The 22,770-nt window shown below is 62.6% G+C and carries 26 protein-coding genes; 11 read left to right on the top strand and 15 right to left on the bottom strand.

Going from position 1 to position 22,770, the window contains the following annotated elements:
* Window positions 1-19 precede the first annotated feature (19 nt).
* The 6 genes from RA19_RS20490 to fabF all read right to left on the bottom strand — a co-directional run bounded on the left by RA19_RS20490 (window position 20) and on the right by fabF (window position 5,982).
* The gene (locus RA19_RS20490) at window positions 20-244 is read right to left on the bottom strand and encodes a GTA head formation protein, RCAP_rcc01685 family (RefSeq protein ID WP_024090123.1); all 225 of its coding nucleotides are present in this window, start codon (window positions 242-244) and stop codon (window positions 20-22) included.
* Entirely contained in the window at window positions 237-1,451 is a 1,215-nt protein-coding gene (locus RA19_RS20485) for a phage portal protein (protein WP_039166270.1), read from the bottom strand. Before RA19_RS20485 ends, RA19_RS20490 begins: the two co-directional genes overlap by 8 nt.
* A gap of 234 nt (window positions 1,452-1,685) precedes the next feature.
* The gene (locus RA19_RS20480) at window positions 1,686-2,972 is read right to left on the bottom strand and encodes a DNA-packaging protein (RefSeq protein ID WP_039166269.1); all 1,287 of its coding nucleotides are present in this window, start codon (window positions 2,970-2,972) and stop codon (window positions 1,686-1,688) included.
* Window positions 2,965-3,333, bottom strand: coding sequence for a hypothetical protein (locus tag RA19_RS20475; protein ID WP_052261954.1), 369 nt, complete (start codon window positions 3,331-3,333; stop codon window positions 2,965-2,967). The genes RA19_RS20480 and RA19_RS20475 overlap by 8 nt, the downstream gene beginning before the upstream one ends.
* 226 nt (window positions 3,334-3,559) lie before the next feature.
* Window positions 3,560-4,717 (bottom strand): endolytic transglycosylase MltG, encoded by a 1,158-nt coding sequence (mltG, locus tag RA19_RS20470; protein ID WP_039166267.1) that lies wholly within the window; start codon window positions 4,715-4,717, stop codon window positions 3,560-3,562.
* Window positions 4,717-5,982, bottom strand: a complete 1,266-nt coding sequence (gene fabF / locus RA19_RS20465) for a beta-ketoacyl-ACP synthase II (RefSeq protein WP_039166265.1) — start codon at window positions 5,980-5,982, stop codon at window positions 4,717-4,719. Before fabF ends, mltG begins: the two co-directional genes overlap by 1 nt.
* A gap of 780 nt (window positions 5,983-6,762) precedes the next feature.
* Between fabF and RA19_RS20460 the strand changes: the two genes are divergently transcribed.
* Window positions 6,763-7,491: a PilZ domain-containing protein gene (locus RA19_RS20460; RefSeq protein ID WP_241479113.1), complete on the top strand. Its 729-nt coding sequence runs from the start codon at window positions 6,763-6,765 to the stop codon at window positions 7,489-7,491.
* A 117-nt stretch (window positions 7,492-7,608) separates the two neighbouring features.
* Here RA19_RS20460 and RA19_RS20455 read toward each other — a convergent pair whose 3' ends face one another.
* From RA19_RS20455 to fabD, 4 genes are all read right to left on the bottom strand, one after another.
* Complete coding sequence (locus tag RA19_RS20455) at window positions 7,609-8,352, bottom strand: 1-(5-phosphoribosyl)-5-[(5-phosphoribosylamino)methylideneamino]imidazole-4-carboxamide isomerase (protein ID WP_039166261.1); 744 nt, start codon at window positions 8,350-8,352, stop codon at window positions 7,609-7,611.
* 230 nt (window positions 8,353-8,582) lie between these two features.
* Entirely contained in the window at window positions 8,583-8,816 is a 234-nt protein-coding gene (locus RA19_RS20450) for an acyl carrier protein (RefSeq protein ID WP_005982462.1), read from the bottom strand.
* Window positions 8,817-9,233: 417 nt separating this feature from the next.
* Window positions 9,234-9,971 (bottom strand): 3-oxoacyl-ACP reductase FabG, encoded by a 738-nt coding sequence (fabG, locus tag RA19_RS20445; protein WP_039166257.1) that lies wholly within the window; start codon window positions 9,969-9,971, stop codon window positions 9,234-9,236.
* A gap of 59 nt (window positions 9,972-10,030) precedes the next feature.
* On the bottom strand, window positions 10,031-10,963 hold the full coding sequence (gene fabD / locus RA19_RS20440; protein ID WP_039166255.1) for an ACP S-malonyltransferase: 933 nt from the start codon (window positions 10,961-10,963) through the stop codon (window positions 10,031-10,033).
* 177 nt (window positions 10,964-11,140) lie between these two features.
* Between fabD and RA19_RS20435 the strand changes: the two genes are divergently transcribed.
* The gene (locus RA19_RS20435) at window positions 11,141-12,412 is read left to right on the top strand and encodes a cytochrome b/b6 domain-containing protein (protein WP_039166252.1); all 1,272 of its coding nucleotides are present in this window, start codon (window positions 11,141-11,143) and stop codon (window positions 12,410-12,412) included.
* A 138-nt stretch (window positions 12,413-12,550) separates the two neighbouring features.
* Here the strand turns inward: RA19_RS20435 and RA19_RS20430 are convergent, their stop codons facing one another.
* The 4 genes from RA19_RS20430 to RA19_RS20415 all read right to left on the bottom strand — a co-directional run bounded on the left by RA19_RS20430 (window position 12,551) and on the right by RA19_RS20415 (window position 14,924).
* Complete coding sequence (locus tag RA19_RS20430) at window positions 12,551-13,042, bottom strand: GNAT family N-acetyltransferase (RefSeq protein ID WP_193748309.1); 492 nt, start codon at window positions 13,040-13,042, stop codon at window positions 12,551-12,553.
* Window positions 13,043-13,161: 119 nt separating this feature from the next.
* The gene (locus tag RA19_RS20425) at window positions 13,162-13,482 is read right to left on the bottom strand and encodes a hypothetical protein (RefSeq protein ID WP_039166247.1); all 321 of its coding nucleotides are present in this window, start codon (window positions 13,480-13,482) and stop codon (window positions 13,162-13,164) included.
* A gap of 175 nt (window positions 13,483-13,657) precedes the next feature.
* Window positions 13,658-14,236, bottom strand: a complete 579-nt coding sequence (locus tag RA19_RS20420; RefSeq protein ID WP_039166240.1) for a YceI family protein — start codon at window positions 14,234-14,236, stop codon at window positions 13,658-13,660.
* 154 nt (window positions 14,237-14,390) lie between these two features.
* Window positions 14,391-14,924: a hypothetical protein gene (locus RA19_RS20415; RefSeq protein ID WP_039166237.1), complete on the bottom strand. Its 534-nt coding sequence runs from the start codon at window positions 14,922-14,924 to the stop codon at window positions 14,391-14,393.
* A 307-nt stretch (window positions 14,925-15,231) separates the two neighbouring features.
* Here RA19_RS20415 and rpsF point away from each other — a divergent pair, with 307 nt between their 5' ends.
* The 9 genes from rpsF to RA19_RS20370 all read left to right on the top strand — a co-directional run bounded on the left by rpsF (window position 15,232) and on the right by RA19_RS20370 (window position 21,323).
* Window positions 15,232-15,585 carry a 30S ribosomal protein S6 gene (gene rpsF, locus RA19_RS20410; protein ID WP_039129994.1) on the top strand — a complete coding sequence of 118 codons (354 nt, stop codon included), beginning with the start codon at window positions 15,232-15,234 and terminating at the stop codon, window positions 15,583-15,585.
* A 28-nt stretch (window positions 15,586-15,613) separates the two neighbouring features.
* A complete protein-coding gene (gene rpsR / locus RA19_RS20405) occupies window positions 15,614-15,841 on the top strand; it encodes a 30S ribosomal protein S18 (protein WP_005982441.1) in 228 nt (75 codons plus the stop codon).
* A gap of 12 nt (window positions 15,842-15,853) precedes the next feature.
* Window positions 15,854-16,465 carry a 50S ribosomal protein L9 gene (gene rplI / locus RA19_RS20400; RefSeq protein WP_039166235.1) on the top strand — a complete coding sequence of 204 codons (612 nt, stop codon included), beginning with the start codon at window positions 15,854-15,856 and terminating at the stop codon, window positions 16,463-16,465.
* Between the two features lie 174 nt (window positions 16,466-16,639).
* The gene (locus RA19_RS20395) at window positions 16,640-16,831 is read left to right on the top strand and encodes a hypothetical protein (RefSeq protein ID WP_039166234.1); all 192 of its coding nucleotides are present in this window, start codon (window positions 16,640-16,642) and stop codon (window positions 16,829-16,831) included.
* 125 nt (window positions 16,832-16,956) lie between these two features.
* The gene (locus RA19_RS20390) at window positions 16,957-18,768 is read left to right on the top strand and encodes a cobalamin-dependent protein (RefSeq protein WP_052261953.1); all 1,812 of its coding nucleotides are present in this window, start codon (window positions 16,957-16,959) and stop codon (window positions 18,766-18,768) included.
* A 57-nt stretch (window positions 18,769-18,825) separates the two neighbouring features.
* Window positions 18,826-19,203, top strand: coding sequence for a hypothetical protein (locus RA19_RS20385; RefSeq protein ID WP_039166231.1), 378 nt, complete (start codon window positions 18,826-18,828; stop codon window positions 19,201-19,203).
* A gap of 371 nt (window positions 19,204-19,574) precedes the next feature.
* The gene (locus RA19_RS20380; protein WP_039166228.1) at window positions 19,575-20,042 is read left to right on the top strand and encodes a lytic transglycosylase domain-containing protein; all 468 of its coding nucleotides are present in this window, start codon (window positions 19,575-19,577) and stop codon (window positions 20,040-20,042) included.
* A gap of 157 nt (window positions 20,043-20,199) precedes the next feature.
* Window positions 20,200-20,643 (top strand): hypothetical protein, encoded by a 444-nt coding sequence (locus RA19_RS20375; RefSeq protein ID WP_039166225.1) that lies wholly within the window; start codon window positions 20,200-20,202, stop codon window positions 20,641-20,643.
* The gene (locus tag RA19_RS20370) at window positions 20,640-21,323 is read left to right on the top strand and encodes an HTTM domain-containing protein (protein WP_039166223.1); all 684 of its coding nucleotides are present in this window, start codon (window positions 20,640-20,642) and stop codon (window positions 21,321-21,323) included. Before RA19_RS20375 ends, RA19_RS20370 begins: the two co-directional genes overlap by 4 nt.
* Window positions 21,324-21,389: 66 nt before the next feature.
* Here the strand turns inward: RA19_RS20370 and tig are convergent, their stop codons facing one another.
* Window positions 21,390-22,721 carry a trigger factor gene (gene tig, locus RA19_RS20365; RefSeq protein WP_039166220.1) on the bottom strand — a complete coding sequence of 444 codons (1,332 nt, stop codon included), beginning with the start codon at window positions 22,719-22,721 and terminating at the stop codon, window positions 21,390-21,392.
* Window positions 22,722-22,770 lie beyond the last annotated feature (49 nt).

Below are 22,770 nucleotides of genomic sequence, written 5' to 3'. Positions count from 1 at the left end.
GCCTCGCAAGTTATTGTTGTTACGGCAATTGCACCGTCAAAAAGGATTGGAAGGCCTGCGCCAGGATCACCGCTGCCACGCCGTAGACGGTGAGCCACAGGCGTTTCTCCAGCCTCTCCATCATCTGCTCGATCCGGTCGAGGCGGCGGTTCACGGCTTCATGCTGGATCTGGGCGACCCTCTCATGGGCGGACAGGCGCAGCCCCGGTGAGCAGTCGAAGGCATGCATCGGGTGCTCAGTCATCCTGTCCGCCCTCCGGTTGCGGCGCAGCCGGGGCTTCTGTGGGCAACCCCAGCAGCTGCCGCTTTTCCGCAGTGGAGAGGAAATCAGCGGAGGACACCCGGCGCCACTGCGCCTCCCGCTCTGCCGCCAGGGCGGGCAGCTGGTCGAGATCGGCTTTCAGTGTCAGCTCTTCGCCAGTCCACCCCGCCAGCCAATCCGCCAGCGCAGCGGTGACCTTTGCCACCAGCGGCAGCACTGTCAGCCGGTAGAAAGCGCGGTTGGCTTCCTGATAGTTGGCGTAAGTTGCATCGCCCGGAATACCCAGCAGCATCGGCGGCACCCCGAAGGCCAGCGCAATTTCGCGGGCGGCGGTGTCCTTTGTTTTCTGGAATTCCATGTCCGAGGGCGAAAACCCCATCGGTTTCCAGTCCAAGCCGCCTTCCAGAACCATTGGCCGGCCGGCATTCTTGGCGCCCTGAAAGTTCGATTGAATCTCGTCGCTTAGCAGGCGGAACTGCTCTTCGGACATGCGCCCGTGCCCATCCGAGCCCTTCCAGACCAGCGCACCAGAAGGCCGGGCTGCATTGTCCAGCAGCGCCTTGGACCAGCGCGAGGCCGCATTGTGGACATCAATCGCCATCGCCGCGGATTGCAGCGGCGAGAGGCCGTAGTGGTCATCCTGCGGGTGGAAGCTTTTGATATGGCAGATCGGGGACTTCACAGCCTCCGTGGCAAAACGGTGCTTGCGCGCGCCCACTGCATATTCGAAGCCGGCGGGCCAGCCGTCCGGCCCCGGCACCACGCTCATCCGGTCAGAGCGCAGTACATGCAGCTCGGCGGGTACGCCGGCGTCAGCCGTCACTGCCTCGACATACGCATTGCCCGAGAGCAGTAGATGGCCGTACAGCGCCTCCAGCAGCTCAGCCTGGCCCTGGGCCGGATTGGGGCGGGCCAGCAGTACCAGCCAGGGGTGGGTCTCATAGCGCTGGCGGCTGTCCTGCAGAACCAGCGGTACCGCAGCCGCGGCCTCGGCAATCAGCCGGATCACCCGATGGCCAACCGGATTGCCGGCAAAGCCGCTGCGGGTCAGGGATACGCTGTCGCGCGGGCTCCAGGCCACGCGGCCGGACCCGTGCCAGGAGACCACCCGGGCGGTCTGGCTTGCTTTCTGCTCCAGAGACATCTCCGGGGGTTCGGGCTTGTTGCGCCGCAGCAGGTCAAAGACCATGGTCCGCTCCTTGTTCCTCGGGGTCTGGCGCGGCGGGCCGCAGGGGCCGGTGCGCCTTTGCTGAGGATAATTAATGGCAGAAAGGCCTGAAGATTTGCCGAGGGCAGCGTACGCAGATGACGCAACACCCTGCCATAGACTATTGTTTTAAAACAAAAACCGCCTGCAAATCTGCAGGCGGCTCCTAAGTTTCAAAGGCGGTTGCCCAGCCTGAGACGGGCGCGGATTACGCGCTCACAAAACCCGCACCTGCGGCATCCGGTGGTGCGCAGCGGGGGCAATAATGAGCTCGTGCAGGGCCCAGACCAGCGCGTCCAGCCGGTCGGGCGAACCTTGCCCCTGATACCCTTGCGGCGTCATCTGGCACATCTGCTCCTCCAGTTCGCCCAGCCCCGGCAGGTGACGGACCCGGCCCTGCTCATACAGCGCCGCCACTGGTTCCGCCCGCGCCGCCTTGCCTTTTCCTGCGTGCAGGGCCCGGAATGGCACCAAGGGATCCGCCTGCCGCAGCACCGTCTCCACCAGTGCCCCGCCCTGGTTGACCTCGGCGACCACCCGCTCGGCACCAAAGGCATCGCGGGCGGCAATCACCGCCTGGGCCCAGGCCAGCGGCCCGACGCCCTGCACCGTCCGGTCGGCCAGCACATAGGCCTGCCAATCCTGCGGCTTGCCGCGGGTGACGGCGCCGGCCACGGCTATACCGCAGGCGTCCGAAGACTTACCCGCGCTCACCGCCGGGTCGACCGCCACCACCACCCGGTCGAGCGGCGGTGCCTCCGCCACCTGCGCGGCCTCCAGCAAGGCCGTTGACCAGAGCGCCCCCTGCACATCCGACAGAAGCACCCCGTCCAGTTCCTGCCGCCCCAGCCTTGTGCCGGCATAGCGCGCCCGCATCTCTTCGATGAAAGACGGGGCCAGGTTGGCGCTATTTGCCTCGGTCTTCGCATGGCTGCGCACCGTGCTGGGCGACGCCAGCAGCCGCTTCAGCACAGGCGCATTGCGGGGTGTGGTGGTGACGCAGACGCGCGGGTCCCGGCCTAGCCGCAGGGCAAACTGCAGCATATCCCAGCACTCCTGCCCCTTTTTCCACTTGGCCAGCTCATCCGCCCAGGCGGCGTCGAACTGCGGACCGCGCAGGGCTTCGGGATCGCTGGCGGAAAACGCCTGTGCCTCGGCGCCGTTAGGCCAGATCAGTTTTCGCTCGGAGGCTTTCCACTTGGGCCCCCGGTCCGGAGGCGAGCAGGCCAGGATGCCGCTGTCGCCGTGGATCATCACATCGCGCACCTGGTCATAGGTCTCGCCCACCAGCGCAACCCGGCGCGCGGTGCCGGGATCGCCGGGCCGCGCGCCCTCGGCCTGTGCGCGCACCCATTCAGCCCCGGCCCTGGTCTTGCCCGCACCGCGGCCGCCCAGGATAACCCAGGCGCGCCATTTGCCTTGCGGCGGCAGCTGATGCCCGAGCGCCCAGAACGCAAACAAATGCGGCAGCGCACAAAGCGACTTCTGCGGCAATTCATTCAAGAACCAATTCTGGAGAAAGGGAGGCACGGATGCCAGCCAGGCGGCTTTCGACATCTCTGCGGGCGGCGCCGAAGTCGAGCTCGTGTTCGGATTTGAGCATACGGGCGAATTCACTGCTTTGTTCTGCAAGGAGTCTCTCCACTTTCTGGCAATCCCGGATCAGCGCTTCCAGCTTGCTGACCTGTGATTTGGCGCCGGTGGTGTCATCGGCGCCTTCGGTTTCGAGCTGCTCCCGTAAGTCTTCCGCCTCATTCCGCAGGCGGTGGATCGAATCCTGCAGCGAACGCAGGAGATCCGCAGTGTAATGGACCTGCCGTTTGAGGACGGATCCGCCATCCTCATCAGTCTGCTGTTGGGTCATGGGGGTGTCTGCCTTATGCGTGGTTCACCCGCACAAGAGAAAGAAAACGGCCGCCAGACATGCGCCTGAGGACCGTCCCTATTCTTCCAGCTGCAACACAACCTATACACGATTTTCGAGTAAATGTCAATGGTTACCCAGGGTAAAGTTCGCCTTCCCAGCAAAGAAAACGGCCCGGAAAGCATACGCTTTCCGGGCCGTTATTTTGCAAAAGCCGAACTGCTGGTCAGTTGTTTTGCTGCTGCTCCGCTTCGATCTGGCGCCACTTGGCCACGTTGCGGTTATGCTCCTGCAGAGTTTCGGCAAAAGCATGGCCGCCGGTGCCGTCCGCCACAAAGAAGATGAAATCCGTTGCATCCGGGTTCACCGCGGCCTCAAGGCTTTCCATGCCCGGGTTGGCGATCGGCGTCGGCGGCAGGCCTTCGATCACATAGGTGTTCCACGGGGTAGCCCGGCGCAGTTCGCTCTGGCGCAGGCCGCGGCCAAGCACGCCCTCGCCCTTGATGACGCCGTAAATCACCGTCGGGTCCGTCTGCAGCCGCATACCGCGGTTCAGGCGGTTGGTGAATACCGAAGCCACCACGCCCCGCTCGGAGGCCACGCCGGTTTCCTTCTCGATGATCGAGGCAAGGATCAGCATCTCTTCCGGCGTCTGCACAGCCGCATCTGCCGAGCGGCCTTCCCATGCGGCGTTGACACGCAGCAGCTGGCGCTCCTGCATCTCGGCCAGTACCGCAGAACGTTCAGTGCCCGGTGACACTTCATAGCTGTCAGGCGCCAGCAGGCCTTCGGCCGGGCGCTCGCCCGGGTCACCCGCAAGCACATCCATCGCCTTCAGCGCCTCAACCACCTGCCAGCTGGTCACGCCCTCGGCCAGCGCGATCCGGTACCGGGTGTCGCTGTCCTGGCGGGTGTCGGTGTAGGCTGCCGGAACGTCTTCCGCGCCCAGAATAAATTCTGCCTTCTGGGCAAACTTGTTGGTCGCCGGGTCCAGCTCCCGCACCACGGCCTGGGTACGGGTCACCCCGACACGATAGACGATCTCGGTGCCGCACGTGGACGCGCCGGAAGTGGTGATCTGGGAGACGATCTCTTCCATCGAAGAGCCCGGCGCAACCAGAAAGCTGCCCGCCTTCAACTGGCTGGTCTTCTCGCTGTATTTTGCGCCGAGGCGGAACATGATGCCGGATGCAACCGCGCCCTGGGTCTCCAGGTCGCGGCTCACCCGTGTCATATTCGAGCCCCGCTCCACCCGCAGGCAGATCGCTGTCTCCAGCGGCCCGTCAGCGGTGTATTGCGATTTGCCCCACAGGATGACGCCGCCCAGCAGGAACAGCGCCGCAATGAGGACCGTCAGCATGTTGGAAGCGAGGCTGCGCCACATCAGTCAGCTTTCCCGAAGATCACCGAGGCGTTGGTGCCGCCAAAGCCGAAGGAATTGGACAGTGCCACCTCGATCTTGCGCTCGCGCTTGGCATTCGGCGCCAAGTCAACGGCGGTGTCAACGGCGGGATTGTCCAAGTTGATGGTCGGCGGCGCAACCTGATCGCGGATCGCAAGGATCGAGAAGATTGCCTCGATCGCGCCAGCTGCGCCCAGCAGGTGGCCGGTGGCGGATTTGGTCGAGGACATGGTGACATTGCCCGCGTGATCGCCCAGCAGCCGCTCCACAGCGCCCAGTTCGATGGTATCGGCCATGGTCGAGGTGCCATGGGCGTTGATGTAATCGATCGCCGACGGCTCCAGCCCTGCGTTTTTCAACGCCGCCTTCATCGAACGCTCGCCGCCCTCGCCATCCTCGGACGGGGCGGTGATGTGGTAGGCGTCGCCCGACAGGCCGTAACCCAGAACCTCTGCATAGATTTTGGCGCCGCGGGCCTTGGCGTGTTCGTAGTCTTCCAGGACCACAACGCCGGCGCCTTCGCCCATGACAAAACCGTCACGGTCGGCGTCATAGGGGCGCGAGGCTTTTTTCGGATCGTCCGCGCGTTTGGTCGACAGCGCTTTGCAGGCATTGAAGCCCGCGATGCCGATTTCGCAGATTGCCGATTCCGCACCGCCAGCAATCATCACGTCCGCATCGCCGGACTTGATCAGCCGGGCCGCGTCGCCAATGGCATGTGCTCCGGTGGAACAGGCGGTCACAACCGAGTGGTTCGGGCCTTTGAAGCCGAAGCGGATCGAGACCTGGCCGGAGATCAGGTTGATCAGCGCGCCGGGGATAAAGAACGGCGACACCCGGCGGGGGCCCTTCTCCTTGATCATCACGGCAGTGTCCGCGATGGAACTGAGGCCGCCGATGCCCGATCCGATCATCACACCGGTGCGCAGGCGGCTGTCTTCGTCCTCCGGCGTCCAGCCGGCGTCGCGCACGGCCATGTCGGCGGCAGCGATACCGTAGAGAATGAAGTCATCAATCTTCTTCTGCTCTTTCTTGATGACCCAGTCATCCGGGTTGAAAGACCCTTCGGTGCCGTCGCCGCGCGGGACCTCGCAAGCATATGTGGTGGTCACGCCGCTGGCTTCAGCATCAAACAGCGTGATCGGTCCAGCGCCCGACTGGCCGTCCAGCAGCCGCGACCAGGTTTCTTCAACACCGCTGGCCAGCGGGGTGACCAGGCCCAGTCCGGTGACAACTACTCGACGCATTCCTTGCTCTCCTTTGCCTCGGCAATCCGTCCGTTCAAATAGCTTGGAATGACCAGCTTGCGCAAGAGCGGGCGGAACAGGGAATTCCCCCCGTGCTGAGCGGTTTTTTGCGGTTTTTTTTCTGAACAAGAATACTCGATTAACTAATCGCTTCTAGGTTGACAGTATTCCGATTAAATAAACTCGGCATCCGTCCTCTTGGAATGCCAACGCGGGTTGGAGTTCTGGGCCATTTTGCTCCAGCCCGCTTTTTTCCCTCTCCCACGCACCGATTCAAATCTCAACGTGTCACTGGCAACGAACAGAGACCGCGGCTGCAGCAGCCCATCGGCTTGCAGCGCCGCAGTTACAATTGACCGCCAAGCCGGAAGCTCCCGCCCCCGCGTCAGATCAGCAAGCTGATCAGACTGGCCGCGTTGGGCATGGCACCGCGCCTAAGGCGCGGTGCGCGCCGCCCGGCGGGCGGCGCCGGGCCCAACAGCCTTGCTTGTTCCTGCCAAGGAACAGGCGAAGCTGGCGGGAGAACCGCGTGGCGGACTCTGCCGGGCTGACCGCGTTAACCGCAAATTCGCTTCTTTGAGGTAGCGTTCAGCCTGGAAGGAATGAAGGAAGACCCCCGCCATGCGTCAATGGCTTGCTATATCTGCTTTCCTGATGGCTGCGGGCCTGTTTTCCGGGCCCGTCAGCGCCAGTTGCGCCGTTCATCAGGATCTGTCGAATCTGCACCGTGCCTCAAAGGGGTTTCTCACCTACCTTAGCACCGGCCAAGGCGCGTACCATGTGCAGCAGCTGCAAAGCTGGCTCCGCAGTCATCAGCCGCAGCCGCTGCGCCAGCGCATGCGGGCCGTGGGGATTCAGTCAGTGGAAGCCGGGACACTTCAATTGCTGCAGCAGCAAAAAGCCCTGCTGCAAATCTTATCCAGCCAGGGCCGCACCGCTGCCATGGAAAGCGCCCGCCACATGGGGGTTCATGATTTAGCTCAGGAATTCGGCATTCAGGTCGAAGCCTTGCCCTGCGACCGGGTCAAGGAAACCGGAAACGGCAGCAAATTGGTCGCCGTAGCCGCTGATGATGCCCGCCAGCGCCAGCAAATGATCAATGCTGCGATCGCCTGGATCTCATTTCTGGTTCTGGGCGGCAGCATCCTGTATTTTCTGGACCGTATCGGCATCCGCAGGATCCGCCGCACCAAACGCTACCCTTGTGCAGTGCCTTGCACGTTTCAAGCAGGCCCCAAGACTGTCCAGGCCCAGCTGGTTGATCTCAGCCGGGCGGGTGCAAAGGTTCGTCCGGACGTCCACTGCGAGGTCTCAGGCCGCGTGACGCTCAGTTTTGGCGGCTACACAGTACCGGCGCAAGTAAGGTGGCAAACCGCTGATTATTTTGGAGTCAGTTTTTCAAAGGACTTCAATTTCCTGCAGCTGCACCGCCTGCTGGAAGCGTTTCCGATGGAAGACGATGAAACCCGGCAGTCTACAGCCCGTGTTCCTCCTGGCCTCGGTGTCTAGCCGCCCGCGCCGCAAATCCGAGTCCCTGATCGGGGCCGCCCTGCCGGAACAGAACGGCCCCAGGTGTTCTCCAAAGCGTCCTTGGCTGCCGCTTACAGGCCTGCCGCAGCCGGAGGATTACTGAAACTCAGCGACAGGCTCGGGTTCCGGCCGGGCGACGTCCAGGGCCTCTTCCACAGTCAGCGATTTGCGGAACAATGCCCTGCCCACCATGGCACCGGAAATGTTGTAAACATACTTCAGCCGCGAGATATCGTCCGAACTGCGGACCACACCGCTGGCAATCACTGGCGTGCGGGACTTTTCAGCAAGGCCGGAGATCAGACCTAGCTGGGCCTCCAGATCCGACATGTCGCTATCAATGTCGGTGACGATTATTCCTGCCAAAGGCGCGGTATCAAACGCCGCAATGAAATCCTGCGGAGAGATCGCCCCTGCCTGGCGCCAGCCATCGGTCATGACCTGACCCTGGTAGACATCCACAGCCAGCACAATCTGATCCGGGTGATGCTTGGCCAGATCCTGGACCAGATGCGGATCGCGTGCCGCCAGGGTCCCGATCACGATGCGGCCTGCGCCTTTGTCAATCCAATGCTCGATATGCTCGCGCGAGCGCATGCCGCCGCCCAGCTGCACCGGAATCCCCGCGCCGCGAATGATGTCGCAGATCAGCTCCTCATTGCTGTAGTCGCCTTCAATTGCATTGAAATCAGTCAGATGCATCCATTCCGCGCCGGAAGCAGCAAAGCCCTTGGCGGTTTCGACGGGATCCACATGCCAGATCTGAGGTTCGTCCAGGCGGCCTTTTTCGAGGGTTACACAGCGGCCGTTCTGAATCTCCATTGTGGGGTAAATCATCATAGTGCCTATCTCCTCTGTTTTTGCCTCTTGAGGAGAGCTTAGCACAGAAGCGGCAATCCGATACGGCGCATCCTGCGAATTTACGCGTGGATTGCGGCGCCTGACCTGCGGTTATGATAGCGATAGCAAACCGGGCAGGCTGAGCAGTGCAGAGAGAGATTCTCCAAACAGAAAGCGGCGCCTTCCCCGCTGGGAAGACGCCGCTCGATCCGGTTCCCCGGAAGCGTGGCTTAGGACGCTTCGGAGATGAACTTGACCGCGTCGCCGAAGGTCTGGATGGTTTCGGCTGCGTCGTCCGGGATTTCGATGCCGAACTCTTCTTCAAACGCCATCACCAGCTCAACGGTGTCCAGGCTGTCTGCGCCCAGGTCGTCGATGAAGGAGGCGTTTTCGGTGACTTTGTCTTCTTCAACACCCAGGTGCTCAACAACGATCTTCTTAACGCGATCTGCGACGTCGCTCATGTCTCTTCCTCGTCTTTCAGGGCACTCTGCCCGGTTCTGCCCTTGCCCCTGCGGGCGGCGTGGTTTTTGCCCGGAGCGGGCGGTGTGATCCCCGCCGGGCGGGGACAGTGCGGCGTTTCCGTTAGGAAATGCCAGCGCGAATATGGGCCGCCTATAACATAGACCGCGGCCAAGGCAAACGATTTCGCTTGGTCACTTGCGCCGCAGCAGCCCGCGTCTGGCCGCTATGAAGCGTGCAGATGGCCCCGCAATCAAGTCCTTGCAAGGGCGACACGGGAAATTTTTCGCAATTTCGCCGTTTTTCAACCGCTTGGCGGCGAAAACTGACTGCGGGCAGCGGCCTTTGCCCAAGCACGGCGACGAAAAAAGCCCTGCATTCAGCTGCAGGGCTTCCAAAACAACAGAGCGGATCTGATCTTAGATCATTGCCATGCCGCCATTCACATGCAGGGTGGTGCCGGTGACATAGCCGGCTTCCTGGCTGGCCAAGTAAAGAACCGCTGATGCGATTTCTTTCGAATCCCCCATACGGCCCGCGGGGATCTGGGTCAGGATCGCGTCTTTCTGAGTGTCGTTCAGCTTATCGGTCATCGCGGTGGCGATGAAACCCGGTGCAACTGCGTTCACGGTAATGCCGCGGTTGGCGACCTCATAGGCCAGCGACTTGGACATGCCGACCATACCGGCCTTGGAGGCCGCATAGTTGCCCTGGCCCGGGTTGCCGGTGGCGCCGACCACAGACGAGATGTTGATGATGCGGCCCCAGCGGGCCTTCATCATCCCGCGCAGCACGCCGCGGCACAGCCGCATGGTAGAGGTGAGGTTCACGTCCAGCACAGACTGCCATTCCTCGTCCTTCATGCGCATGAACAGGTTGTCGCGGGTGATGCCTGCGTTGTTCACCAGGATGTCGACCGAGCCCATGGCCTCAGCCGCCTGTTTCGGCAGCGCCTCAACCGACTCCGCATCGGACAGGTTGCAAGTCACCACATGGGCACGCTCACCAAGTTCTGCAGCCAGCGCCTTCAGCGGCTCTTCGCGGGTGCCGGACAGGGCAACGGTGGCACCTGCGGCGTGCAGGGCACGGGCGATCTCGCCGCCGATGCCGCCGGACGCACCGGTCACCAGTGCATTCTTGCCAGTCAAATCAAACATGTTCTTGTCCTTTAAGTCTGAACCCCGGCGCAGCCCGAAGCAGCGCCGGGAAAATCGGATTAGGCCTCTGCAGCGGCTTTGGCGTCGTCGGGAGTGCCGACCTGGCGGCAGGTCAAAGCCCGGTCGATCTTGCGGATCATGCCCGACAGGGCCTTGCCTGCACCGATCTCCCAGAATTCAGTGACGCCCTTGGCGCTCATCGCCTGCACGCTTTCGCGCCAGCGCACCGAGCCGGTGACCTGCTCGACCAGCAACTGGCGGATCTCGTCCGGGCTGGTGACTTCGTCAGCGCGGACATTGGCGATCAGCGGGACTGCGGGGGACTTAATGTCAACGCCGGCCAGCGCTTCAGCCATAGCGTCAGCCGCAGGCTGCATCAGGGCGCAGTGGAAGGGGGCGGATACCGGCAGCATCACTGCACGCTTGGCACCTTTTTCCTTGGCGATCACTGCCGCGCGCTCTACCGCAGCCTTGGCGCCGGAAACCACGACCTGGGTCGGGTCGTTGTCATTTGCCGCCTGGCAGACATCGCCCTGTGCCGCTTCCTCCGCCACCGCACGCACGGCGTCCAGATCAAGGCCCAGAATTGCGGCCATCGCGCCCTCGCCCACCGGCACGGCGCTTTGCATCGCCAGGCCGCGGGTGCGCAGCAGGCGCGCGGTGTCCGCAACCGAAATCGCACCGGCGGCAGCCAACGCGGAATATTCGCCAAGCGAATGGCCCGCAACGAACGCGGCTTTTTCAACTGTGACGCCTTCGGCCTCCAGCGCGCGCATGGCAGCCATCGAGGTGGCCATCAGCGCAGGCTGGGCGTTCTGGGTCAGGGTCAGGGTTTCGATCTCGCCCTCCCAGATCAGCTGGCTCAGCTTCTCTCCCAGCGCGTCGTCCACCTCGTCAAAGACGGCCTGGGCGGCCGGATAAGCCTCGGCCAGCGCCTTGCCCATGCCGATGGTCTGGGCGCCCTGCCCGGGAAACACGAATGCGATCGTCATTGATGACCTCGTCTGTTTTAGCGTTTTGCCTGATGTAACGGCCCTTTTCCCTGCGTACAAGCAAAGCTGCACTTTGCGCACCAAGCCTGTGCGCCGGATGACAGAGGCTTTGATTGCAACGCAGCCTGCCATCGCTAGGTTTAGGACAACCGGAATCTGACAAGGAAATGCGCGCCGATGTCCCGTGCCAATACGTTCTCTTCTTACGGAAGCGTCGCCAAGAGTTTTCACTGGCTGACCGCCCTGCTGATCTTTACAGCCTTTCCGCTGGGCTATTTCGCCAACGAGCTGGCGCATGAGATTCAGAGCCCTGGCTTTGACGGCAGCCAGGCGGTGATCGAGCGGGCCACCCTGCTGTTTTCGCTGCATAAGACAATCGGCGTCACCGTTTTCTTTACAGCACTCCTGCGCATTCTGTGGGCGCTGAGCCAGCCCAAGCCGGGGTTGCTGCATCCGGACCGCAAAGCGGAAGCGCTGGCCGCGGAGATGGTGCATTGGCTGCTCTATGGTTCGCTGGTTGCGGTGCCGCTGAGCGGCTGGATCCACCATGCGGCCACGTCCGGTTTTGCGCCGATCTGGTGGCCGTTGGGGCAGGACCTGCCGTTTGTGCCGAAATCCGAAGCAGTTGCCGCGGTCTTTGGCGGTCTGCATTGGGTGCTGGTCTGGACCCTGGCAATTTCGCTTGGCCTGCATGTAGCGGGCGCGCTGAAACACCATGTGATCGACCGCGACTCGACCCTTCGCCGGATGCTGCCTGGCACCGGCAGCCTGCCAGTGCCGCCTGCGCAGTCCCACAGCTTGGCGCCGCTGGCGCTGGCGTTGCTGGTCTGGGCGGGCGCCTTGGGCGGCGGTGCAGTGTGGGGCGTCTTTGGCGGCCATGACAACAGCCAGGCGGAGGCCCGGGATCAAGGCGAGACGCATGTTTCAGGCACTGCGGCGCCCGTTGTCGCGGTTCCCGCTGCGGCCGGAGCGTGGGCCGTGCAGTCCGGCACGCTGGCGATTTCGGTCACCCAGATGGGCAGCGTGATCCAAGGCAGCTTTGCCGAGTGGACTGCAGTCATCAACTTTGAAGAGCCCGCTGCGCCGGGTCCTGCCGGGGATGTGGAAGTAACCATTGCCATTTCCTCGCTGGAGCTGGGCTCAGTCGCTGGGCAGGCCATGGGGGCCGATTACTTCGACAGTGCGAATTTCCCTACCGCCGTGTTCAAGGCGGACATCGAGAAACTGGCAGAGGGGTATCAGGCTGCGGGCACATTGACCATCAAAGGGGAAACTGTCCCTGTCACCCTGCCCTTCACTCTGGACCTTGACGGCGGCACCGCAAAAATGGCCGGAGCGCTGACCGTGAACCGCCTGGACTTCGGCGTCGGCAAGAGCCTGCCGGACGAAAGCTCGCTTGCCTTTGCGGTCGAGGTTGCCGTCGAGCTGGAAGCCAAGCGCCCCGATTGACCTGAAAGGAAGCCCGCAACGGCGGGCCTCCCGCGCCTGCGGGTGCCGCGGCTGCGCCGCAGTACCCTGGCAGCCTTGGGCCTGGCGCCGCGCTGACGCGCGGCGCTTTGCCGTTTGGAGGAGCTGTTCAAGCTGATTTCAGAAGGTCCGTTCCAGGATCACCACATCAATTTGCGGCAGGTTCGGGTCCCGGCCCGGGAACACACCGCGGCCGGTCTCCGAGAAACCCCATTTTGCGTAGAAGGGAACGGCGTTCAAAGTGGCCTCGATCCGCACGTGGCCGCTGCCATTTGGCAGCGCATCTTCCAAGGCGCGCTGCATCAGCCCGGCACCAGCGCCGCGGCCTGTATCCCCGGCAGCAACAAACAGGCGTTTGATCTCGCCCGGAACGCCATGGGAAAAGCCCACGGGCCTGCCGCCTGCCTCGGCAATCCAGATCTCTCCGTTGCTGCAATCCGCCAGATAGTCCGCGGGCGACCGGCCTGCCATCCAGCTGGCAACCACCTGCGGCGGATAAGGGGCTGGCGTCAAACGGCTGACGGACGCAGTCACGAGGTCGAACACGGTTTCTGCATCCGCACTGCCGGACCGGCGGTAGCACAGGCTGTCCGCCCGGGTTGTACTGCTCACCATTGGCTGCTCTTTGCTCCCGGACCGCACAAGCCTTTGCCTGTTTTTTACCCAGCCACAGCGTCGCTATCAACCCGCGCAGATTGCACCCGACCGGAGCTTTTCACCAAAATACTGATTCAGTGCCTGTGCCGGTAGTAGCCGCCATGGCGGGAGCGGTGGCGGTGAATGCCGCGGTAGTGGTGCCGGTGATGCCCGGCGTGATGCCGCGGCCGGTGAGGATGGGAATAGCTGCGCGGCTGATAGCTGTAGCTGCCGCTGTGGTGGCCCTGATTGTGATTGTCCAGGCTTTTGACAATGATGCCCAGGGCAATCAGCCCGGCGATGGCGCGTGCCGCATCGCTGCCGGAGTCATGGGCAGCTGCGGGTGCCGTAAAGGCCAGATTGCCGGCGAGGGCCAAGGCCGCGGCGGCTGAAGTGAAATAGCCAAAGCGGATCATGGTGCCTCCTTTCCGAGGTGGCCGCTGGGGCCAGTTTCAGAATGCGGCGGCCAAACCCAAAAGGCCAATGAACTCCTGTCACGCTTTCGGGATGCGCTCCTGCCCAGGTGCAGCGCAAACAAAAACGCCGGCCCCTGCTGGAGCCGACGCTGCGGTTAAAAGCCTGACACGCTGATCAGCTGTCTGCTTTCATCGCTTCGATCGAAATCTTGATGTTCACCTCGTCGCTGACGAAGGGTGCGAACTGACCCAAGTTGAAGTCGGACCGCAGCACGGTGGCGGTGGCGTCAAACCCGGCCCAGGGCTTTTTCGCCATCGGGTGCTCGCCGGTCTGGTTCAGCTTGGCATCCAGCACCACCGGTTTGGTGACGCCGTTGAGGGTCAGATCGCCGGTGATCTTGGCGGTCGAGTCACCGGTCACCTCGATCGCGGTGGAGGAGAAGCTGACGGTCTCGTCTTCGGTTGCGTCAAAGAAATCCTTGGTCATGAAGTGGTCAAACCGCGCCTGCCAGCCGGTGAACATCATGTTCAGCGGCATGCTCACATTGACGCTGGAGGCCGCGGGGTTCTCCTGGTCGAACATGATCTCGCCTTCAAAGCCCGAGAACATACCCCAGGTGGTCGAAAAGCCCAGGTGGTTATAGTCGAACAGAATCTGGCTGTGGCTGGCGTCCAGCATATATTTCTCGGGTGCAGCGGCGGCACCGGTTGCAGCGGCAGCGGCCAGGGCGGCGGCAAACAAAGTCGATTTCATGGGGTAGGCTCCGTCTGATCAATTCGTGGTGAAAGAAATGGGGACAGGCTTCCCAAAGGGGAAGCCCGCAAAATCCAACAGTACCTGTGAGAGGGCGAACACAAAACCCTGCAAAAAATGCGACGGAAGCCGCGGAGCTCAGCGTATCATCCCGTTAGGTCAGAATCCGCACCGCGCCGCTCAGCTGGTCGCGCAGGTGGCTGCGCATGGCCGCGGACCCTACAGGAAGCTCGATCAGGAGGCTGCCGTCGGTTTCAAACATCTGCACGGTGGAGGCCGTCAGCCGCACGCCGCCCAGGGTGTCATAGCTGCGGCGCAGCACCGTGCGCGGGCGGCCGCGGCTGTCCCGCTGCAACACACGCAATTCCCGGCGCACCGGGTCAAAACAGGCCTCTGGCCGGTTTTCTGCCTCATGCGCTGTCATCAGCACCAGGCCGGCCAGCAGAAATGCCACCGAGATACCGATCCGGATCAGGTTCATTTCGGGATCAGCCCCTGCCCCCGGGACCAGCCACAGCCCGGTAGAACTGAGGATCATCGCCGCCCCCAGCACCCGCAGCAGCACAAGACGCAGCTTCCAATTCGCCTCCAGCCGCAAGCTCAGCGGCACGGCACCGGCCACCGCGCTGAATTTTGCGGCACCGGGAACCCGGGATACCTGCGGCGGGGTTTGATCTGTCACTGCCATTTGACTGCCCTTTCTAAAGCTGCCCCGGCCCGGTCTGTTCCGGCCGCGCGGCACTTCTCCGCGTTAAGGCTTCGTTAATCAGTTGAAGACCGGTAATGGGGCACGAATGAGGCAGGCATGCGGTAAAGCCGCGGCGGCGGCCTCCCGCGCGCCGGAAGGCACCGATTTGCCTTGCTCTTTCGGCCCCAGCCTGTATAGGAGGCCTGCTTCCGCAACACTTTCGATCCGCGCAGCCTCTCGTGACCTGGCAGCGGAAGCATCAGATGCCCGGTCTATGAAATGCGCCTAGACACAAACAGGAGTTCGCATGCCACTCTATGAGCATGTCATGATTGCGCGTCAGGACCTGTCCAACTCGCAAGCAGAAGGCCTCATCGAACACTTCGGTGCTGTTCTGTCCGACAACGGCGGCAAGCTGGTCGACCAGGAGTACTGGGGCGTCAAGACCATGGCCTACAAGATCAACAAGAACCGCAAAGGCCACTATGCCTTCCTGAAGTCCGACGCCCCCGCCGGCGCCGTTCAGGAAATGGAGCGCCTGATGCGTCTGCATGATGACGTGATGCGCGTCCTGACCATCAAGGTCGACGAGCACGCCGAGGGCCCTTCGGTCCAGATGCAGAAGCGCGACGAACGCGACGGCCGTCGCGAGCGCCGCTGATCAACGCTTGAGAAAAGGACGCTAAATCATGGCAGCCAAACCGTTTTTCCGCCGCCGCAAGGTTTGCCCGTTCTCGGGCGACAACGCGCCGAAGATCGACTACAAAGACACCCGTCTGCTGCAGCGCTACATCTCTGAGCGCGGCAAGATCGTTCCTTCGCGCATCACCGCCGTTTCGGCCAAGAAGCAGCGTGAGCTGGCCCGTGCTATCAAGCGCGCCCGCTTCCTCGCCCTGCTGCCCTACGCCGTGAAGTAAGGAGATCAGCAGATGCAAGTTATCCTTCTTGAGCGCGTTGCAAAGCTGGGCCAGATGGGCGACGTCGTAGACGTCAAACCCGGTTACGCCCGCAACTTCCTGCTGCCGCAGGGCAAGGCAAAAACCGCGTCGGAAACCAACATCGCCGCATTCGAGGCCCAGAAAGCGCAGCTGGAAGCGCGCAACCTGGAGACCAAGAAAGAGGCAGAGGCTCTGGCAGAGAAGCTGGACGGCCAGCAGTTCATCGTGATTCGCTCCGCATCGGACGCGGGCGCGCTGTACGGCTCGGTCACCCCGCGCGACGCTGCTGAAGCGGCCACCGCGGACGGTTTCACCATCGACAAGAAACAGGTTGCTCTGATCGCTCCGATCAAAGAGCTGGGCCTGCACTCGGTCGCTGTGAAGCTGCACCCGGAAGTCGAAGTCGAAATCAAGATGAATGTGGCCCGCTCGCCCGAAGAGGCCGAGCTGCAGGCATCCGGCAAATCGATCCAGGAGCTGGCCGCCGAAGAGGAAGCCGCTGCGGAATACGAGATCGCCGAACTGTTCGACGATATCGGCTCTGCTGCGTCTGACGACGACGACGCACCGGCAGCTGAAGCCGCTGGCGAAGAAACCAACTGATCCCTTCCGGATCGGATGTCTTGGGAAAGGCCGCCTGTTTGGCGGCCTTTTTCTTTTGCTCTTAACACCTTCAGAAGACTTCTTAATTTTTAGAAGCTTCCCCTGCCGGGCGTAAACCTTTCGTTTGCCCTTCGCCGCCACGATGGCCGCGGGAGATATGAAAGGGGGTGTTCCATGCAAGATGCATTGGAGCTGGAAGAATTATCGCTGCGCCGCAGGCTGCTGTTCAGGCTGCTGCGCGGGCACAGGTTCGACCGGCCAAAGTTCAAAACCGATGCCATCTCGGACCTGGTGCCGCAAGGCATGATCCAAACGGGTGCTGAGATGTTTGAGACGGGCGGCCCTGTACCGGTGCAGCACAGCTGACACCCGCCTGGACCGGCCCTGCGGCAATGAGGCAAACTCATGAGGCCCCAAGGAAATATCACGTGGCGCCAGCTGTGATCAGCGGTAAGTTCCTGCCGTGACGGAACATACTAGCGGCAGGGCTCATGCTGACACATCCTCCACTGACCCGGGCTGATATTCTGCCCGAACCGGAACTGCCCGCCGGCCGCCAGCTTTTGGATGAAGGCCGGCAGATGGCCGACCTTTGGAGCGTCGGAGACTGTGCCTTTCTGCGCGCGCACGGCTGTGCCAGCGAGGCTGAGTACAAGCGCCGGAAAATGGCAGAGGGCACCGTGATGCAGCACGCGCATCTCGGTTTCCGGGACTTGCAGCGCTCGGTCTCGGCAACAGCTTCCGTCTACGAGGCCTGCGCAGAGCGCGGCGCCGTGATCGACCGTTTCGGCATGTGCCTGGATTGGTCGATGGGCTTTCCCCGTGCGCAGCGCTCGCACCAGACCCGCGGGACCGGCATCCTGCTGAACAGCGATGAGGATTTTGCCCGGCTGACCCAAGCCGCCCCGGCGGCGATGCACTTTGGCGACTTTATGCTGGGGTTTCCGGCGGCCCTGGAAAACACCTGCTCTGCTCTGGCCGCGGGCGCCACTGCCATCGGCAATCTCGGCCAGTATTTCACCTTCCGCCTGCCCGGTTACACAGATGATGTGGAAACCACCGCTGCCACGGTCAAAGCGCTTGGCCTGATCGCGGCGCAGCCGGTTGAGGTGCTGGTGCATTCCAACCTTGATGACGGTTATGCCGCTGTCTACGAAGACCTCACCAGCGCGCTCGGCCAGGCAATGCTGGAAAAATACATCATCACCGATCTGATCGGCGCACCCTATGCCGTGTGCTATGGCCACCATTTCACCGAGCCCTTGACCCGGATCGCCTTTCAACGGGCGCTGGCCATGGTCTGCGACGGCGTTCCCGGCTCCCAGGTCTATGGCGCCACCGTGCTCTATAAGGGCAACCACGCCGAAAACTATGCCGGTCTTTCTGCCTATCTTCTGGCCGATATCGCAGCTCAGCAGCTGCAGCCCACCGGCCACGCAGTAAACCCGGTGCCTGTCAGCGAGAACGAGCGTATTCCTGACCCGCAAGAGATCATTGACGCTCAATGCCATTTGAACCGCATGAAAGACCTCGCAGAAGGGTATCTGCCTCTTCTGAATCTGCAGGCCGCAGACCAGGTCCGCGACACCTTGCTGTCGGAAGCCTCAGGTTTCCGTGACAGGGTCCTGCACGGGCTGCGCGAGGCCGGGATTGACACATCCGACCCTTTTGAATTGCTGCTGGCCCTGCGGCGGCTCGGCGGCAGAGCGCTTGAACAGCGTTACGGTGCCGGCAGCCAGCGCCCGGACATGCCCGGGCGGCGCCAGCCGCGGGTTCCAGCTACCACTTTCACTGAACTCGAAGAAGCTGCCGAAGCGTTCCTGGACAGTCAGCCTGGACAATCGCTCTGTGCCTTGGCCCGCCCGGAGGTTTGCATACTGACGGCGACCACCGACGTTCATGAACACGGGAAAATGCTGCTGGACACGGTCTTTGCCCGCGCAGGTTTCACCGTGGCTGACGGCGGCATTTCCAGCGACCCGGCGGACGTGGCCGCTTCTGCGGTTGCCAGCGGCGCGGCTGCCATCGCCCTCAGCACCTACAACGGTGTTGCCCTTCGCTATGCCCGGGACCTTCTGGACGCGCTGGCACAGCAAGGGGCGGACATTCCGGTCCTGATCGGCGGCCGCCTGAACGAGATCCCTGCTGCCAGCAACACCAGCTTGCCGGTAGACGTGTCGCGCGAATTGCAGGAGCTCGGCACCTATCCCTGTCCGGACCTCCCGGCCGCCACTCAGCGCCTGACGCAGCTGCTGCCCGCGGCGGCAGAAAAACAGCCGGCCGGCTCTGGCCGGACCCCTTAGTTCAAGATACGTTCTGACAGGCATTTCCTGTATCCGATTGAAGAAAGGAGCCATTTCATGCGGTTCCGGGCACTCACATTTTCTACCCTATGCTGCGCCGCTCTGGCAGCTTGCGGGACATCTTCCCTTAACGCCCCGCTGCACCTCTACGCAGCTCCGGGCGCGGGCTATGATGCGGACCTGGCTTCTTGCCGCGACCAGGCGGGCCGGGTTGGCGCCCAGCACATAGGCAAGTCGGCGGCATTGGGGGGCGTCGGCGGAGCGTTGGCAGGCGGCATTGCCGCGGGCGGTGACAACGTGCCGGACAAAGCTCTGGCCGCAGCAATCGTTGGCGCTGCTGCCGGGGCGGCCATCGGCGACGCCCAGATCCAGGACGCGCAGCGCCGGTATCTGGTGCAATGCATGCAGGACCAGGGGCATCCGGTTTCCGGCTGATCCAGCCTCTTCAGTACGGGGACGTCGCATTTATAGGGACCGCGGAAAATTGGGAAACAGCCGCGGCCCCCTCTGCCCGACTTGGTCAGCTGCCCCACAGGCGTGAGGGGCAAACTGCCCTGAGGGTTGGTTCTGCCTCAATGCGCACCCCCAACATGTAGTGTTTACACCTATTTAACAATTGCATTGATGTTAAAGTTTGACACAAATCCCCGGCACTGTCCGGCAGCCGTGCCCCGGGCAGCCGGCCAACCGGCACTCCGCTCTGCATGAGAGGAAAAATGCCGCTGCGGCAGGGTTCCGGTTGCAGCCCGGCCACGCCGCTGTAGGCTGCAGCAAGCCCTATCCCCGTTTAAACCGCCGGAGGCTCGATGAAACGCCGGGTTTTGCTTTCTCTTTTCCTCGCGGCCGGTGTCCTGGCCGCCTGCGGCAGCCGGGCTGATGCGCCGCCGCCTGCCTATGATCCGCCCCTGTTTCCCAATGAAACGCCCGAACTGCGCCAGAAAATCAACCATTGGGCGGATCACTACGAAGTGCCGCGCAGCCTTGTGCACAGGCTGGCAGTACGCGAGAGCACCCACCGGCCCTGGGCGGTGAACCGGCCCTACTACGGGCTGCTGCAGATCCTGCCTGCCACCGCGCGCTCGATGGGGTTTCAGGGCAAGCCCAAGGATCTTCTCGATGCGGACACCAACCTGAAATACGCGGTGAAATACCTGCGCGGCGCCTGGCTGATCTCCGACGGCAGCCAGGACCAGGCGGTCAAGCACTACTCCCGCGGCTACTACCACGAGGCCAAGCGCCGCGGCATGCTCAAGGAAACCGGCTTGCGGCCCTGACAGAGGCCATCAGAGTCGCCCCCAGCGCCCCGCAGGGGCGCTGCCCGGCCCAACGGGACGCGCTGCCTTGCGCAGCAATGCAGAAAGGACGGGCGGGAGCACTTCCCTGCCCGCAGATTTTAGGGGAATTGTAACGGCCGGCCGCTTAACTGGCGCCATGCTGAGCCTGATCAACCTGCTGCTACCCGCGCTGATGCCCTCCTGGCGCTTTTTCAAGGCGGTCGACCCGTCACCCCGCGTGGAATGGGCCTTGCTGGCAGATGCCCACAGCACCGCATCTGATTGGCAGGAATTCCGCCCCCGCCCGCAGCACCTGTCCCTTCTGCAAATGGCGCGGCGGATGCTGTGGAACCCGCGCTGGAACGAAGCGCTGTTTTTGGTCAGCTGCGCCGAACGGCTGACCCTCGCGCCGTCAGAACACAGCCGCCAGGAAATCCTGCACCGGATCGAAGCCGCACTGCCATCGCCCGCAGCCGGGGAGCAGAAGCGCTACCTGCAATTCCGCCTCGTTTTCATCGACCGGGAGGAAGACGGCAGCCTGGTGAAAGCCGTCACCTACCAATCCGACCCCCATCCGATCTCCCGAGGGCCTGCGGCATGAGCTTAGAGCTTGCACTGCGGGCAACCGAAATTCTGATGGGATTTGCCTTTGTGCTGCAAAGTCTTGAGCATTTGGCCAGCTTCCAGAATGAGCAGATCATTCACGGCCCGCGCCTGGTGCTCAGCGGCCTCCTGCTGGCAGGCATCGCCACGCCATGGGTTCTTCTGGGGCTGCTGGCCTTGGGGCTTCTGCATCTGCAGCGCTTCCAAGGCCCCTACAACGGCGGCAGCGACAAGATGAGCCTGCTGATCCTCTGCTGTCTCACCGCCGCCCGCTGGCTGCCCTCGGAGCATTGGAGGGAATACGCCTTTGCCTATCTCGCGGGCCAGCTGGTGATCTGTTACTTCATCTCCGGCCAAGTCAAGATCGTGAACCCCGAATGGCGTTCCGGCCGCGCCCTGCAGGATGTGTTCCGCTTCTCGACTTACCCGGTCAGCGAAAGCCTGAGAGCCTATGCTGACCGCCCGCGCCTCCTGTGGATGATGGGCTGGGCTGTAATGCTGTTCGAACTGGTCTTTCCTTTGGCGCTGTTCAGCCGTGAGACACTGATCCTGGCCTTGCTCACCGCCGCACTGTTTCACCTGGCCAACGCCTGCCTGTTCGGGCTGAACCGGTTTTTCTGGATTTGGCTTGCCGCCTACCCGTCCCTTTTGTGGCTGCAAGAGCGGCTGATCCTGTAACAGGCAGCATCACGAAAAAGGCCGCCCATAAGGCGGCCTTTCCGTAATTCCGAGAGCGGTTGAGGATTAATCCTCGTCCAGCGCCTCAACAGCCTTCTGCAGGTCGTCCTTGGAGACTTCTTTCTCTTCCACTTTCGCCTGCTCGACGATGTGGTCGACAACCTTGTCTTCAAAGATCGGCGCGCGCAGCTGCTGCTGCATCTGAGCGTTCTGCTGGATGAACTCGAAGAACTGGCGCTCCTGGCCCGGGTACTGGCGTGCTTGCGCCATGATCGCCTGGGTCATCTCAGCGTCGGTGACTTCGACTTCGGCCTTCTGGCCCAGTTCGGCCAGCAGCAGGCCCAGGCGCACGCGGCGCTCGGCCAGGGTGTTGTGCTCGTCGGTGGCTTCGATCTCACCGTGGTCGTGGCCCTGCACTTCCGGGTTTTCCTCGTGCCACAGCTGGTGCGCGATCTGCTTTGCTTCGGCTTCCACCAGCGACGGCGGCAGGTCGAAGGAGACCAGGGTGTCCAGCTTGTCCAGCAGCGAGCGCTTCATCACGGCGCGGGCAGCACCGGCGTATTCCGCTTCCAGACGCTCGGTGATCTGGCCTTTCAGGCCGTCCAGGTCCTCGGCGCCGAATTTCTTCGCCAGCTCGTCGTCGATCTCAGCCGCTTTCGGAGCTTTCACTTCCTTCACCTTGCAGGTGAAGACAGCCTCTTTGCCGGCCAGATGCTCTGCACCGTACTCTTCCGGGAAGGTGACGTTCACGTCTTTTTCTTCACCGGCCTTGGTGCCGACCAGCTGTTCTTCGAAACCGGGGATGAAGGAGTTGGAGCCCAGGGTCAGCGGGTAGTCGTCGCCTGCGCCGCCGTCAAAGGCTTCGCCGTCAACCTTGCCCAGGAAGTCGATCACGACCTGATCGCCGTCTTCAGCAGCTGCGCCCTCTTCGCGGGCTTCGAATTCCTTGGCGGTTTCCGCCAGGTTGTTCAGCGCTTCGGTGACGGCTTCGTCTTCGGCCTTCACAACCAGCTTTTCCAGCTCAACGCCGGAGAAGTCGACTTCGGGGATTTCCGGCAGTGCCTCATAGGACATCTCGACGTTGACGTCGTCGCCTTCTTTCCAGTCTTCGTTGGTCATCTTGACGTCGGGCTGCATCGCCGGACGGTCGCCGCTGTCCTCGAAGTGCTTGTTCATGGCGCCGTCGACGGCTTCCTGCATGGCTTCGCCCATCAGGCGCTGGCCGAACTGCTTTTTCAGCAGTGCCATCGGCACTTTGCCCTTGCGGAAACCTTTCATTTCGATTTCCGGCTGCGCTTCGACGAGCTTTTCGTTGACCTTCTCGTCCAGCTCAGCAGCAGTGACGGTGATGGCGTAGCCGCGTTTCAGACCTTCGTTCAGCGTCTCGGTGACCTGCATCCTATTCCCCATAGAGATTCGGGGCTCCTGCGCAGAGGTGCCCCCAGAC

Origin of the sequence: Leisingera sp. ANG-M1, from assembly GCF_000813745.1 — a bacterium.
GTDB lineage: Bacteria > Pseudomonadota > Alphaproteobacteria > Rhodobacterales > Rhodobacteraceae > Leisingera.
This window is presented reverse-complemented; position numbering and strand designations above follow the sequence as displayed.

What these genes read in the sequence shown, in the direction of transcription:
- RA19_RS20490 (WP_024090123.1), bottom strand. Translation starts at nt 244, where the DNA reads ATGACTGAGCACCCGATGCATGCCTTCGACTGCTCACCGGGGCTGCGC.
- RA19_RS20485 (WP_039166270.1), bottom strand. Translation starts at nt 1,451, where the DNA reads ATGGTCTTTGACCTGCTGCGGCGCAACAAGCCCGAACCCCCGGAGATG.
- RA19_RS20475 (WP_052261954.1), bottom strand. Translation starts at nt 3,333, where the DNA reads ATGACCCAACAGCAGACTGATGAGGATGGCGGATCCGTCCTCAAACGG.
- mltG (WP_039166267.1), bottom strand. Translation starts at nt 4,717, where the DNA reads ATGTGGCGCAGCCTCGCTTCCAACATGCTGACGGTCCTCATTGCGGCG.
- fabF (WP_039166265.1), bottom strand. Translation starts at nt 5,982, where the DNA reads ATGCGTCGAGTAGTTGTCACCGGACTGGGCCTGGTCACCCCGCTGGCC.
- RA19_RS20455 (WP_039166261.1), bottom strand. Translation starts at nt 8,352, where the DNA reads ATGATGATTTACCCCACAATGGAGATTCAGAACGGCCGCTGTGTAACC.
- RA19_RS20450 (WP_005982462.1), bottom strand. Translation starts at nt 8,816, where the DNA reads ATGAGCGACGTCGCAGATCGCGTTAAGAAGATCGTTGTTGAGCACCTG.
- fabG (WP_039166257.1), bottom strand. Translation starts at nt 9,971, where the DNA reads ATGTTTGATTTGACTGGCAAGAATGCACTGGTGACCGGTGCGTCCGGC.
- fabD (WP_039166255.1), bottom strand. Translation starts at nt 10,963, where the DNA reads ATGACGATCGCATTCGTGTTTCCCGGGCAGGGCGCCCAGACCATCGGC.
- RA19_RS20435 (WP_039166252.1), top strand. Translation starts at nt 11,141, where the DNA reads ATGTCCCGTGCCAATACGTTCTCTTCTTACGGAAGCGTCGCCAAGAGT.
- RA19_RS20425 (WP_039166247.1), bottom strand. Translation starts at nt 13,482, where the DNA reads ATGATCCGCTTTGGCTATTTCACTTCAGCCGCCGCGGCCTTGGCCCTC.
- RA19_RS20420 (WP_039166240.1), bottom strand. Translation starts at nt 14,236, where the DNA reads ATGAAATCGACTTTGTTTGCCGCCGCCCTGGCCGCTGCCGCTGCAACC.
- RA19_RS20415 (WP_039166237.1), bottom strand. Translation starts at nt 14,924, where the DNA reads ATGGCAGTGACAGATCAAACCCCGCCGCAGGTATCCCGGGTTCCCGGT.
- rpsF (WP_039129994.1), top strand. Translation starts at nt 15,232, where the DNA reads ATGCCACTCTATGAGCATGTCATGATTGCGCGTCAGGACCTGTCCAAC.
- rpsR (WP_005982441.1), top strand. Translation starts at nt 15,614, where the DNA reads ATGGCAGCCAAACCGTTTTTCCGCCGCCGCAAGGTTTGCCCGTTCTCG.
- rplI (WP_039166235.1), top strand. Translation starts at nt 15,854, where the DNA reads ATGCAAGTTATCCTTCTTGAGCGCGTTGCAAAGCTGGGCCAGATGGGC.
- RA19_RS20395 (WP_039166234.1), top strand. Translation starts at nt 16,640, where the DNA reads ATGCAAGATGCATTGGAGCTGGAAGAATTATCGCTGCGCCGCAGGCTG.
- RA19_RS20390 (WP_052261953.1), top strand. Translation starts at nt 16,957, where the DNA reads ATGCTGACACATCCTCCACTGACCCGGGCTGATATTCTGCCCGAACCG.
- RA19_RS20385 (WP_039166231.1), top strand. Translation starts at nt 18,826, where the DNA reads ATGCGGTTCCGGGCACTCACATTTTCTACCCTATGCTGCGCCGCTCTG.
- RA19_RS20380 (WP_039166228.1), top strand. Translation starts at nt 19,575, where the DNA reads ATGAAACGCCGGGTTTTGCTTTCTCTTTTCCTCGCGGCCGGTGTCCTG.
- RA19_RS20375 (WP_039166225.1), top strand. Translation starts at nt 20,200, where the DNA reads ATGCTGAGCCTGATCAACCTGCTGCTACCCGCGCTGATGCCCTCCTGG.
- RA19_RS20370 (WP_039166223.1), top strand. Translation starts at nt 20,640, where the DNA reads ATGAGCTTAGAGCTTGCACTGCGGGCAACCGAAATTCTGATGGGATTT.
- tig (WP_039166220.1), bottom strand. Translation starts at nt 22,721, where the DNA reads ATGCAGGTCACCGAGACGCTGAACGAAGGTCTGAAACGCGGCTACGCC.